This is a genomic window from Colwellia sp. F1 (assembly GCF_056238625.1).
Map to the genome: position 1 here is coordinate 16,824 of NZ_JBWDLI010000016.1, position 13,891 is coordinate 30,714.

The window sequence follows — 13,891 nt, forward strand, 5'->3', positions numbered from 1 at the left end:
ACGCTCTTAGCCAGACAAATATGCATCAGCACTATGTTCTCAAAAAATAGAGTCACCATAAGGCTTATTTGCTGTTAACTGCTTAATAACACAGCAAATTTCTTGAGTTACTCTATCAATTAATACCTTAGTGATCTTTAGTTATTGTTGACACTGTTAATAAACCTCCATAGCAGCAACAGTGCACAAAGGAGAGTTAACTTAGTATCAATAAGTTATGTTTCGAGCATTGAGTAAATTTAATGCAATGGATATTGTTTTTTCTCCCACCCGAATAGTAAATACACACACCTCTAATAACCATTACCAATAAACAAACGTGGCAATAACACAAGCAAGAAACAGGTAATACCAAAAGGCACGACCTCTAAAACTTAAAACAAGAAACTTTTAAACACTACTATTCATATCAAGTAAAAAGTAACACCCTCTCATTATTCAAAAGTTAAAAAACATAAACAAACAAATCAAAAACTTATAGTTAAAAACCTAACGCAACTAAAACAAATAAAATTATCTTCTGTTTAACCCTCCCTTCTATTATTGGCTTTATTAAGGCACATAAAAGCGAGTAGTTAACTAACTTATAATATATATACAAAAAAATATCTGGTTGTATTTACCTCAATTAGTTTGTATAAAGGTAGATAGCACTCTGGAAATCGGTATTACAACAAACAAGAAAAACAATTACCAATAAGGTGGTAAGCATGCCTTTTGGTAACACAGGTGCAAAGTAAACAATGCTTAACACAAATAAAAACCAATAAAAATAAAAGCGAGCAAGCATTTTAGCTCGCTAGATATTTAAAGCTAATCAACAAGAAAGTAGTAATTAAATAAATTGGTTGATTCTCATTAAATATTGCAACTACACAAAAAATATTAGGAATATAATAATGAATAAGAATCTAATTACGCTTGCCTTAGCATTATCACTAAGCGCATGTGGGGGAGACGACAAAGATGCAACACCAGGTGATATCCCTATCCCTGCTGACAGCTCCATTGATATTACCGTTATCGATGGTTATATCCGCGGCGCAAGTGCATTTGTTGATATTAACCGAAATGGCATAAAAGACGATGGAGAACCTTCGGTTACCACAGGGACTGGCGGTAAAGGAACAATTGTTATCACGGACTTAGATATTGACTCAGATAATGCCGTAATAGTTGTAGATATACCAGCAGGCGCAGTCGATGAAGACACCATTACAGAAGAAAACCCTGATGGAATTCCATTTACCAAAGAAACTGCCTTTCAATTAGTTTCTTTACCTGGTGAAAAAATAGCAACACCACTCACAACTTTAATATCAATGACCGCTGCCGCAAATACTACAGGCGAAGTAAACACTGATGACATTGAGCAAGCTAAACAGGTAGTTGCCCAGTCATTAGGCTTAACACCAGAGCAAGTTACAGCTGACTATCTCGCAACAGATAATGATTCGCTAGCTGAAGTTGCCACTTTAATCGTTAGCAATACTGTTCTTCCTAAAAAGGTAACTGGAGATATAGCTCCCGAAAACTTACTAATTGCAGGTATCGTAACTGAAAAAATTAATGATGCGGTCAACGCATCGGTTAAAGCTAATAGCAATGTTGTTAAAATAATAGCAACAGCTATAACCAATGCCACTAAAAATTTTATTAGTAATAACAATGAAACACTCTCAAAAGACAATTTCAATAACTTTTCCGCCATTATAAGTGCAATTTCAGATGGTAGCGCAGCCGCATTTAGCGAGCTTAACTCAACCACAGCAGAAATAAGTGAAACTCAATTAGAAAGCGCTCGCTTACATGCGCAAGTCTCTAGTGCCTTGATAGCAGAATTACTCGCTGAACAAGCCGGTTCAGTAACACCAATAACGACTAAAGATTTAACAGCGGTAGAGCAAACGATTCAGGCACTTAGTCCGTCTATTGTTAAAAGTATATCAGCTAACCCTAGCAACATTAATGAAATTACGCGCAATGCGACAACGGTAGCAGAAGTAATACTAAGCAAAGTAGTGAAGTTAACTGAGAGTGGCTTAGCTCAAGGTGAATTAGAGCAAGAATTACAAGATCTTTCCAATAGCATCGTGATCCCTGATGGCTCAGACGGCGGCTCAGACGGCGGCTCAGACGGCGGCTCAGATAGCGGCTCAGACGGTGGCTCAGACGGCGGCTCAGATGGCGGCTCAGATAGCGGCTCAGACGGCGGCTCAGATAGCGGCTCAGACGGTGGCTCAGACGGCGGCTCAGATGGCGGCTCAGATAGCGGCTCAGACGGTGGCTCAGATGGCGGCTCAGATGGCGGCTCAGATGGCGGCTCAGATGGTGGCTCAGATGGTGGCTCAGATGGTGGCTCAGATGGTGGCTCAGACGGTGGTTCAGATGACGGCTCAGATGGCGGCTCAGATGGCGGCTCAGATGGCGGCTCAGATGGTGGCTCAGATGGTGGCTCAGATGGTGGCTCAGAGGGTGGCTCAGATGGTGGCTCAGATGGTGGCTCAGATGGTGGCTCAGATGGTGGCTCAGATGGCGGCTCAGATGGTGGCTCAGATGGCGGCTCAGATGGCGGCTCAGATGGCGGCTCAGATGGTGGCTCAGATGGCGGCTCAGATGGTGGTTCAGATGGCGGCTCAGATGGTGTTGTTCAATGTAACACCAATCAAACAATTGCCGGCGCATTAGCTTCAGCCTATCAAATATCAAAAAACGCGTTCGGTAGTAATGCAATTGACATGGACGAAAGCACATCATGGACAGTACAAACACTTGACGGTGTGAATGAGAAAGAGTCAATTACACTTAAGCTTGCTGAAGTAACAAAAATTACTCAACTAAGCTTTTTATGGGGTAAATCTGATACCGCAGGCCGCTTAGTTAATTACGAAGTTGAAACATCTAATGATAACACTACTTGGGTGTCAGTGTTGGCTCAAACCACTGGAACTCAAAATGCGGTTACAGAGTATGAAACTGTTGATGTAACAGAATCTGAAGCTCAATATGTGCGTATTTCTGTTGTACGTAGCCTTGATAGTGAGTGGACTAATTTACAAGAAGTAAAAGTTATTGGCTGTGCCAGTCAAGTGTTAAGCCAAAATTTAAACTCTCCTGCAACATTAATTGGAGACTTTACTGGGGAACTAACGAATGAAGATGATATGGTTACCGGTAGTCTCTCTATTTTAGACCTTGACGGTGATAAAATTATAGAACAAATAAATACTACAGGTTCATATGGTAGTTTTAATATCAATTCAGAAGGTCAGTGGCTGTACACTCTTGCTACAGAGAGTGTTAGTGGCTTAGCTGAAAGTGCTGAGTTAGTTGATATATTTACTGTAGACACGACTGATGGTGATAGTGCACAAGCAACGGTTACCATGACTATTACTGGCACAGCAAGTGGCGATGAAACGGGTGGCGCTACTATTTCCATTACCGAAGACTTTGAAAGTTATACTACAGGAGTGGATATTGGTACTACTGATGATTGGGACTCGTACAATACTGACGAAACAACTGTCGCCATGGTTAGTGATGAAAAGTTCCTGTCTGGCGCTCAATCCCTCTATCTACATGATGGCTCAACTTCTACCAAACCCTACGCAACTAAAGCATTTTCAGATGGCGCTACAAGAACTGGCTCTGTTAAGCTTAATATGTATGTCGATAGTGTCAGTGAAAAATCAAGCTATATTAATATTGGTACGGGTAAGAATAATGCTGACCGCTTCTTTGAGTTTAAAGTCAGTGGCTCAGGTAATGTTGCCTATGAAGCAGGCTCAAGCGATCCAGACATAACAACTGTTACACCTGACTCTTGGGTTGAATATGAAATTTCTTGGGCGCCCAATGTTAGCAACGCTCTTGATACAGATGTTACGCTGACGATTGATGGTACTGTTATTGGTACCTACCTACAAAGTGACTCTGGTTTAGATGCAACAAATATCCCAACACACTTAGTCATTTATACCGGTGATAACAGTAACGCAACCAATAAAATATATATTGATGATGTTTACTCTGATTTATTTACCACTAAAGTAATTGACGACGAAGCTGGCGATAATGAAACTGGCGATGGTGAAACTGGTGATAGTACAGTCTCCCTCCCTGAAGATTTTGAAAGCTATACTTCAGGTATTGATATTGGTACTACTGATGATTGGGACTCGTACAATACTGACGAAACAACTGTCGCCATGGTTAGTGATGAAAAGTTCCTGTCTGGCGCTCAATCCCTCTATCTACATGATGGCTCAACTTCTACCAAACCCTACGCAACTAAAGCATTTTCAGATGGCGCTACAAGAACTGGCTCTGTTAAGCTTAATATGTATGTCGATAGTGTCAGTGAAAAATCAAGCTATATTAATATTGGTACGGGTAAGAATAATGCTGACCGCTTCTTTGAGTTTAAAGTCAGTGGCTCAGGTAATGTTGCCTATGAAGCAGGCTCAAGCGATCCAGACATAACAACTGTTACACCTGACTCTTGGGTTGAATATGAAATTTCTTGGGCGCCCAATGTTAGCAACGCTCTTGATACAGATGTTACGCTGACGATTGATGGTACTGTTATTGGTACCTACCTACAAAGTGACTCTGGTTTAGATGCAACAAATATCCCAACACACTTAGTCATTTATACCGGTGATAACAGTAACGCAACCAATAAAATATATATTGATGATGTTTACTCTGATTTATTTACCACTAAAGTAATTGACGACGAAGCTGGCGATAATGAAACTGGCGATGGTGAAACTGGTGATGGTGAAACTGGCGATGGTGAAACTGGTGATGGTGAAACTGGTGATGGTGAAACTGGTGATGGTGAAACTGGCGATGGTGAAACTGGTGATGGTGAAACTGGTGATGGTGAAACTGGTGATGGTGAAACTGGTGATGGTGAAACTGGCGATGGTGAAACTGGCGATGGTGAAACTGATAACAGTGAACCAAATGCTAGCTTCGGTACGACGGGCTATGCAGAAAGCATTGCTAGTAATTCAGAAAGATCACTAGATATACAAATTTGGTTTAGTGATGAAGATGCTGGTGAAGAAAAAATCCAAAGCCAAAGTAATGTAGCCACAACTTACGGAACTTTCTCAATTGCAACAATTGATGGCAAACACAAGTGGCAATACACTGTAAATAAAGATCATGTTGACGTAGTAGCATTAGACGAAAACTCTGAGCCACTGATAGACATTATCCCTATTTTTTCAGTAGATGGCACCCAAGCAGCAATAACCATTTCTATTACAGGTCCTGAATACCTCGACACCACAATATTGGTGGGTGCTGATACTGTGCCTGAAGTTAATTGTACTCAAACAGTATCAACTATTTCAGCATTAGAAGAAGCTGCCGATAACTTAGCAGCGGGTGATACGCTATGTTTAGCTGATGGTAACTATACTGGCCCACTTGAATTGCGTGTTGAAGCTATAGGTACAGCAGACCAACCAATTACAGTTGCTGCTGAAAACTCAGGTGGTGCTGTTATTTCAGGTGGTGAATCATCCATAAGAATTGGTGGTGAGCATATTGTCATACAAGGCTTAGTTTTACGTGACGGTAAATCAGGCAGCTCTATCATTAAATTTGAAAATGGCGAAGCGTGTAATTACTGTCGTGTCACTGAAGTATCATTAATTGATATGGATGACGGTGACTATAGTGCTTCAAAATGGGTTGAGTTTTATGGACACCATAACCGCGTAGATCATAGTTACTTTTCAGGCAAAGAGTCTCGTGGTGCATTAATGGTATTTGGCCGATGGACATCAGAAGAAGACTTTAATGCTTATGGTTTTCCAGCCGATTATGCACTAATTGATTACAACTACTTTAGTGACCGTGCACCTGCATTTGGCCGTGGCTACGCTGGCGCGAGTGATAATGAGTATGAAGGAATTCGTATAGGATTAAGTACCACACATTCAGCCCCCTCCTACACAACTGTTGAAAATAACTATTTTGAACGTATTCAAGGAGAAGCTGAAATAATTTCTAATAAATCAGCGAACAATATAATTCGTAACAATACGGTACGCGACAGTAATGGTTCTATTGTAAGTCGACATGGTGAAGGCGCTAATATTAGCAACAATTTCATCTTTGGAGACGATAATCCATTCTCAGGTGGCATTCGTTTAGTTGACGGAGAACATACAGTAACGAACAACTACATTGAGGGGGCTCGTTTTCTTAGTTCAAACTGGAACGGTGGTATTGTATTAACCACAAGTGATGGCTCAGGCGATACAGAAAATGGTTACCAAGATGTAGAAAACGTTTTAATCGCTCATAATACTATTGTTGATAGTGTCAATAGTTTAAATGTATCTGGCGGTAATAAAAACAATGCTCCTACAAGTATTTATCTCGTTAACAATGTTATCGCCGATGCTATTGGCCCCGTTATCCGTACAAACGGTGAGAATATGCCATCAGGTACGTATGACGGCAATTATGTGTTCGGTCAATCATTAGCTGATAATGATGTAGTCTCAGTTACAGGTTTTAGCTTTGAAGATGCTGTGCTAGAGAAAGACAGTAATGGCTTATATCGCCCTACTCTTTCCAGCCCAACATTAAGTGCAGCCGTTGTTGATGTTGGAAGTTTTGACTTGCCTACAATTGATATGGACGGTCAAGTTCGTTCAGAAGCAACGATGTCTGGCGCAGATGAAGTATTAACAACTGATGTAATGTTATCACCGTTAACACCTGCTGATGTTGGCCCTAAAGGCTATACACCAACACCAGGTGAAATTTACGTTAAAAAAGTTAATATTACGAACCATGACTTTGATAGCGGAGATTTAACAGGGTGGACAAATAATGGTGGCGTTATTGTCACTAAAGCAACAGCGCCTGAGGATGTTTTCTCTCGTGGCAAATCATTAAAAATCGATAGTAATGCGGCTAACGCAGAGCAAACAGTTACTATTGACGCTAATACTAACTATACCTTGTCAGCATTTATGAAGGGTACAGCAAAATTAGCAGTTACTGTAGGCGGTGAAACCTATGCTGCTGAACGCCAATCTGACAGTTACGGTTTTAGTTCAGTAACCTTTAATTCTGGGGCTGGTACTACTGCAGTCATTACGGCAATGGTTGATGATGGCTTACCTGTTCAATATGTAATTGATTCAGACTTTGTTGATTTTAGAGGTGATAAATCATTAGATGCCTGGGATATTGGCGATGAAGGCTCTGTAGGGTCGTCTGGTGATACTGCTACAGGCACCGCTGGTACTGGTTCAGCCAGACTACGGTATACCAGCGTAGCTCACGAAAATTCAAGTCCAAGTATCTCGCAAACGGTTGCTGTTGAAACCAATAAAGAGTATGACTTTGGTTTTGACCTACTTATACAAAGTAGAGCCGCTGGTGCTGCTGTTATTGTTAATGTTGTTGGCAACGAGTCCGCACTGATTACAGATCTAGAGTTAGACATGGATGACTTGATTGATGCTAACCTTGATAAAAGCTTCAAGCGTTACATTCAAGCAATTAATTCAGCTAATAATACATCGGTAACCATTACTATTGCCATGAAACCACAGCTGATAAAGAATAAAGCTGTTGACTCGAATGATACTGATAAGTTAACTAGTGATTCATCTAAAGCTAATGAGCTGCGTGTTGATAATGTTTCATTAACGGCTGATGGTGCAGCGGAAGACGGCACTAGCGCATTTTTTGATAGTATTCGTCTAGTGTCGCATCCATTATCAGAAGCGGAGTCTGCTGCTGCTGAATAAGCACTGATATGTAATAAAACCTATTGTTCTTTAGGTTTGGGCAATAAAAAGGGGCTATATTAGCCCCTTTTTTATATGCAAAAATAAATAATAATTCTTACTAATTAAGAGCTTTCATCATCATTATAAAGTTTAAAACCATTACGGCCTCCACGTTTTACTTGGTAAAGCGCCACATCAGCCTTTCTTAATAAGTCTTCAATTGAATCATCACTCTGCGGGTCAAAAACAGCAATACCAAGACTAAGCGATACGGGGTGTTGAAGAATACCGTCTAAAAACACTTCGTTGATCGCATCAAAGATTTTACTTGCAACTTGGGTTGCATCTTCAGGTGCCTTTATTTCTGGTAATATTAACACAAACTCGTCTCCTCCCTGACGAGCCAAGGTATCTGTTGTTCGCAGACAAGAACTTAACTTACTGGCTAGCCATATCAGTAACTCATCTCCTACATCATGTCCATGCTCGTCATTAACAAGTTTAAAATGGTCAACATCAATATACATAATTGCAAAGGGTCTTTTATATCGACGGCTTAAATCTAATGTCTGCTCTAGTCTATCTTTAAGGAGTCGACGGTTGGGTAATCCCGTTAACTCATCATGGCTCGCTTGATGTAAGACCAACTTTTCAAGTTTTTTGCGTACAGTAATATTTTCAATTTGGGAAACAAAATGCACGGGTTTTCCATTTGAGTCTATTACCATAGAAACACTGAGGTATACCCAAATAATTGAGCCATCTTTGCAAAAATAACGCTTTTCCATTTGATAGCTATTTATTTCTCCAGCCACCAGCGACCTTAAATGTTGCAGATCTAAATCAAGATCTTCTGGGTGGGTAATATCTTGAAAAGTTAGCTTCAGAAGTGTTTTTTCATCATATTGCAGCATAGCAAGCAACGATGGATTAACTTGAATCCACCTACCGTCAAGCCCAACCAATGCAATACCCATTGCAGCTGTTTCAAACGCGCCTCGAAAGCGTTGCTCACTTTCGGTAAGCGCTATTTCTAAATTTTTCTGAGCGGTAATATTCGTATGAGTACCAATAGTACGAGCAACTCGACCATCTTCTGTCCAACTGACAACATCGCCTTTAGCAACAATCCATATCCACTGACCATCACGACTTTTTAGTCTATGCTCTAATCTAAATTCCTTACTTTTACCTGTTATAAAGTCAGCAACGGCCGCTTGACTGCGCTCATAGTCAAGTGGGTGTATTAAACGTTGCCATTGTGAAGGTTCATTTTTTATTTCATCATCGGCATAACCAAGCATAGATTTCCATTTACTATCAAAGGTGACACTATCATTAACAATATCCCAGTCCCAAACGCCATGTCCTGCACCTAATAATGCCGATTTAAAACGAAACTCTGTTTCAATTAACTCCTTATTGATAAGTGCTGCTTTAGCCTCAGCCCGGTTTTTGCCTGTAGATAAAGACCAAACAAGTAATGATATTAACAGTGAAAATGATCCGCCCAACAACAATACAACAATCGCTTGTGTATTATTATACGTGTGGCTAACACGATTATTCGCCCAGAACACAACCGTCCATGTTCTTTGCGCAATATTCACTTGTTCTTGCTGATAAAATGATCGTAAGTCTGTTTGCTGAGCATTATCAAGCTGCAGAGTATTGCTGGTTGAATAGAGTTTTGCCTCTTCATTTACAGTTTTACCATCATAAATGCTTAAGTCGATGGTAAAGTCATTAAGTTGAATTCCCTCCATTAGTATATCCATACTAAACGGGGCATAAACCCAGCCGTGTAAGCTAGGAGTGTTAACGCCATCCTTGTTTTCATTATTATGATAAACTGGCAGGTATAACAACACACCGGCTATAGGGCCACGTTCAGCATCTTGAAGCAAACTAACTTTACCTGAAAGAGCTAGTTTATTATTTAGCAATGATTTATTCATGGCTTCACGCCTAACACTTTCTGAATACATGTCATAGCCAAAAGCTTTAACATTATTGCCACTAAATGGCTCAAGAAATACAATAGCACTATAATCTTCTCTCCTACCTTCTGGTAAAAGATTATAGTGTGGAAAACCCTCTGCCCTAACCTTAGCAATATGGTTTACTCGCTCATCAGGTTTAATGTATTGCGCAAAACCAACGCCTAGAATGCCCGGAAAATAGTGTGTTAGCGCCAATTCTTCAGTGTACTTTTTAAATTCCGTTCTACTGACCAGCTCTGAAGCAACAAATAACCCTTTTACTCCCCTAAGCACTTGTTGGTAGGTTTCCATCTGCCTTTCTATTCTGGCAATACCTTTAGTAACTTCTTGATTAAATCGCTGCTGCTCTTTAGCGATATCATTCTCCACCACTTTTTGACACCATAGTATCGTCAATAATATCCCAACAACAAATACAACAATGCTTAATATTGATGTTAGCGCAAAACGGCTTTTACTGTTAGAAAACAACTCTACTCTATACATCGTTTTTTATATGACCTAATAACTAATTTAATCTACGGGTGGCGTTTACTAACTGAATGCGGTGATAGTGTCTTAAGATAACATGTAGTGATGCTTCTTTAAGTTAATATGAGGCGAACAATAGTACTTTTTTAAGAAAGTACACTTAAGGTATAACAAATTCACGAATGCTATTCAACAATAATGCACTTGAAGTACATCAATAATCATTAAGTAAATACTATATCTGGCAGTTTTAGTGAGAAAGTCGAGCGGCTAGTGATCGAGCGCAAGCAGAGAAAGCGTTAAGGCATTACATTAATATTATCTTAAGTTGCAAGCTATATTAGGTTAAACTCGTTAAAGTTTGTTACAGACGCTCAGTTATAAAAGCTTAGCAACTAAGGAAGTTAGTGCTGAAACTGACGACTTATCTTTGATCGGTAGTGCCGCACTAATTGAGCCTACAGAAAACATGGTGGCAATACCTGTAGGTGAAGCCATAAACGCCTTAGTTTGTAATTTGGCATTATCTAATTGTCGTTGTGTATACTTAGTTGTCAATTGAGCATTGATACAGGCGTGTTGTAACGTCAACTTTTCTTCTTTAAGTGGATCAAACATAACAGTATTTTACACCTTGCTGTCGTTAGTATAATGTTGGGAAGTATGTTTAGAAGCATTAAAAATGAGCTCGGCAGATGTTTTCATATCTATTGATTTGAATGCTAAAATGAAAGTTCGCTTAGCCAGCATTAGCGCTATAACATTCAGGGCGATAATTATCAGCAGGCACCACAACCAGTTGAGCCCTAATGTTGTTAAACCATAGGTTATCCCTATTAACAACGTTACCCATATAACACCTGCAATACACACTAAAGCCATCATGCTAATTAAAGCGACCACAATAGCCTTAACTGACAAACGAAAATCTGAAGCGACAACCGTTGAGTAACTTTCAAATTTGGCCATCAAGCCTTTAAGTGCTTTATCCCAAGCCAATAGTACTGTTGAAAGGTCAACGTCCTCTGGTGACTCAGTTGGTCGCGCTTCATTGGTTTTATCTTGCGTTGAGCTTGTCATTATTACTGAATTATTTTCTTTTCAGTAAAGTGGTTAACAACATACCAGCAACAAAAGCAATACCTGCTGTAGCAACAGGGTTTTCTTTTGTATATTTACCTACAGCTGATTGCTTCCAGTATTGCGTCGCTTGTTGTTGTTTATCCGCCATTGCTTCTGATGAATGTGCCGCAGTTGCACGTATTTTCTCTTCTGCTGTAACGGCGTGTCCGCCTAGTGCGTCAACTGAATGATGAAGTGTTTCCGTTACATGATCGGCAATTGGGCTCGCTGAACGCGTGTTTGTTTGTTTTACATTTTTCGCTTTAGTAGTAGCAGTTGAAGTTGCCATGGTCCCCTCCGAGGTAAATTGAAAAATTAAATACAGTTTATTCCGTATAAGCCATACTAATGAGAGCAACTTCTATTCCAAACCAAAACAATCTTAATTTAATTTTAAAATCAACAACTTAAAACAACATCAAAAAAAGCAAAGGATTTAGCATGCTAAATTACGGCAAAACTGTGTAAGTAATACTTAGTTACCTGAAAAAATTACATGGTTTTATAAACGATTCAAAGATGGTGTCATATCATACAATGCAATTTTATATCTTTAGTTATTCATCGAGTCCTAATTACATTGCGACATTTGGGGAAAGCACTACAGCCGAGAAACTCATTACCTGCATTTTTACCTTTAATAGCTTTACGCAATACCATCTCAGCACCACACTTTATACAAGGCTTAATATCAGGTTTTTCTTCTATTATTTTTCGTACATGCTTAACGTGCTGGCGGTTTGTTTTAAAGCTACGTGCTAATCGTCCGCTTTCAATCTCCTCAATAACATTGATTACTTCCTGCTCATTGAGAATAGTGTCAGTTTTACTTTTAATATAATCAATAACACCGCGAGCAAACCTCACATTCTCTGGCATCTTCGTTTTAAAGGTGCTATCACCAATAAAGATAATGACTGAGAATATACTATTGTTCTTTGCGTTACTTTCTGCATATAGAATATTTTCTAACGTTTTGACATGCTTATAGTTTTGGTGGAGTGGGTTTTGAAATGTAGATTTATGCTTAAAAATTTGTTGCGTCCATTGCTGCTGGTTTTCACTACCAAAGATCCATCCTTTCATATTCTTAGTTTCAACAACAAAAATACCATATTTTGAAACGATGATATGGTCAATCTGGGTAGTGCCATACTCTTTATCATCACTGACGGTAGGCAATGTTACGTTTTTAATTAGGTGATATTCATTTTTGTCTAAGAAAAACTTAAAGAGCAAGTTAACTTGCCACTCACCCAAAACGCCTTTGAACCATGCTGATTTTATGATGACAGCAAATAGGAATATCGGTATTAAATACCAAGCGGCACTAATCATCATGTTGAGGTAAATTGATAAATCCATTTACAAGTCCTTTAACGGCTGACTATTTCATTAACAACTTTTATGCTTACGAACGTCTCTAACCCATGTTGCAGAGCCATGTGTACGTTTCATTTCAAATAAATCAATTGCTGCGAACAAATCACTTAGCTTTTTAAAACCATAATTACGTTGATCAAAGGAGGCGTGATTTGATATGTGTTTACCAATTGGCCCTAGTTGCGCCCAACCATCATCTTCTTCAGATGCTTCTACCGCTTGGCGTAGCATATTCATCAACTTTGTATCACTTTTAATACTGGGCTTCCTTACTCCTTTCGATTTTTCCTCAGTATCGGATTTAATGTCATCCAAAAACAAAAACTTAGAACAGCTATTAACAAAAGCACTTGGGGCTTTTCTTTCGCCAAAACCAATAACAAATTTACCGTCAGCTAAAGCGCGAGTAACAAGTGGCGTAAAGTCGCAATCAGAGGAAACGAGACAAATTGAATCTACATCTTTAGTGTAAAGAATATCCATAGCGTCAATAACAAGCGCGATGTCAGTAGCATTTTTACCTTTGGTTAAATCAAATTGTTGAATAGGCTGAATAGCGTATTCATGAAGTAAGTCTTCCCAAGGTTTAATACAGGGACTTTTCCAGTTACCATAGGCTTTACGAATATTAACAACACCATACCGAGCAAGCTCAGACAAAATCACATCAATCTTTGCAGCAGGCGCATTATCGGCATCAATAAATAAGGCGATTTTTTCTTTTTCTTTCAAAATTTGCTTCCTTTCCAAGTTTTATGTAGTTTATTTATGCCACGTTTTCATACAATTTAAATCTATTTCATTAGTTTAGCCCAAGCACTATATAAGACACAGTTTATTAAAGTTGTATTTATTGTAATGTGAAGAAGCTGTAGAAACTTTAATTTTATTTGGCATTTTTTTTACACATAGACTAAATTTAAAGTGAAAAGTGTCGGTTACATTTTTCAGTGTAAATAAGGTGCTATGTTAGAAAATCTTATTCCTTCTTGTCGGACTGAAGTCCGACCTACCTATCTGGTATGGCTAGGGTTATGTGAATAGGCACAAAAATGATTAGCCGCTCCCTTTATATGTGGCGGTGAGATAGAGATTTGAACTCTACTCGAAGGAATAACGCTACAAACCCTATACTCT

The 13,891-nt window shown here is 39.2% G+C and carries 7 protein-coding genes; 1 reads left to right on the forward strand and 6 read right to left on the reverse strand.

The window, feature by feature from the left end:
* Positions 1-899 precede the first annotated feature (899 nt).
* Positions 900-7,793 carry a chondroitinase-B domain-containing protein gene (locus AC0UA9_RS14255; RefSeq protein ID WP_475660892.1) on the forward strand — a complete coding sequence of 2,298 codons (6,894 nt, stop codon included), beginning with the start codon at positions 900-902 and terminating at the stop codon, positions 7,791-7,793.
* A gap of 104 nt (positions 7,794-7,897) precedes the next feature.
* On the opposite strand, the gene AC0UA9_RS14260 is transcribed toward AC0UA9_RS14255, so the two are convergent.
* The 6 genes from AC0UA9_RS14260 to AC0UA9_RS14285 all read right to left on the reverse strand — a co-directional run bounded on the left by AC0UA9_RS14260 (position 7,898) and on the right by AC0UA9_RS14285 (position 13,486).
* Positions 7,898-10,264, reverse strand: coding sequence for a sensor domain-containing diguanylate cyclase (locus tag AC0UA9_RS14260; protein WP_475660893.1), 2,367 nt, complete (start codon positions 10,262-10,264; stop codon positions 7,898-7,900).
* A gap of 363 nt (positions 10,265-10,627) precedes the next feature.
* The gene (locus AC0UA9_RS14265) at positions 10,628-10,867 is read right to left on the reverse strand and encodes a hypothetical protein (protein WP_475660895.1); all 240 of its coding nucleotides are present in this window, start codon (positions 10,865-10,867) and stop codon (positions 10,628-10,630) included.
* A 9-nt stretch (positions 10,868-10,876) separates the two neighbouring features.
* The gene (locus AC0UA9_RS14270; protein ID WP_475660897.1) at positions 10,877-11,329 is read right to left on the reverse strand and encodes a hypothetical protein; all 453 of its coding nucleotides are present in this window, start codon (positions 11,327-11,329) and stop codon (positions 10,877-10,879) included.
* Between the two features lie 10 nt (positions 11,330-11,339).
* The gene (locus tag AC0UA9_RS14275; protein WP_475660900.1) at positions 11,340-11,660 is read right to left on the reverse strand and encodes a DUF883 domain-containing protein; all 321 of its coding nucleotides are present in this window, start codon (positions 11,658-11,660) and stop codon (positions 11,340-11,342) included.
* A 272-nt stretch (positions 11,661-11,932) separates the two neighbouring features.
* Complete coding sequence (locus AC0UA9_RS14280; RefSeq protein ID WP_475660902.1) at positions 11,933-12,736, reverse strand: NERD domain-containing protein; 804 nt, start codon at positions 12,734-12,736, stop codon at positions 11,933-11,935.
* Positions 12,737-12,766: 30 nt separating this feature from the next.
* A complete protein-coding gene (locus AC0UA9_RS14285; protein WP_475660905.1) occupies positions 12,767-13,486 on the reverse strand; it encodes an NYN domain-containing protein in 720 nt (239 codons plus the stop codon).
* Between the last annotated feature and the right edge of the window lie 405 nt (positions 13,487-13,891).

Excerpts from the sequence above, each read along its gene's own strand:
- AC0UA9_RS14270 (WP_475660897.1), bottom strand. The coding sequence starts at position 11,329 with ATGACAAGCTCAACGCAAGATAAAACCAATGAAGCGCGACCAACTGAG.
- AC0UA9_RS14265 (WP_475660895.1), bottom strand. The coding sequence starts at position 10,867 with ATGTTTGATCCACTTAAAGAAGAAAAGTTGACGTTACAACACGCCTGT.
- AC0UA9_RS14255 (WP_475660892.1), top strand. The coding sequence starts at position 900 with ATGAATAAGAATCTAATTACGCTTGCCTTAGCATTATCACTAAGCGCA.
- AC0UA9_RS14275 (WP_475660900.1), bottom strand. The coding sequence starts at position 11,660 with ATGGCAACTTCAACTGCTACTACTAAAGCGAAAAATGTAAAACAAACA.
- AC0UA9_RS14260 (WP_475660893.1), bottom strand. The coding sequence starts at position 10,264 with ATGTATAGAGTAGAGTTGTTTTCTAACAGTAAAAGCCGTTTTGCGCTA.
- AC0UA9_RS14280 (WP_475660902.1), bottom strand. The coding sequence starts at position 12,736 with ATGGATTTATCAATTTACCTCAACATGATGATTAGTGCCGCTTGGTAT.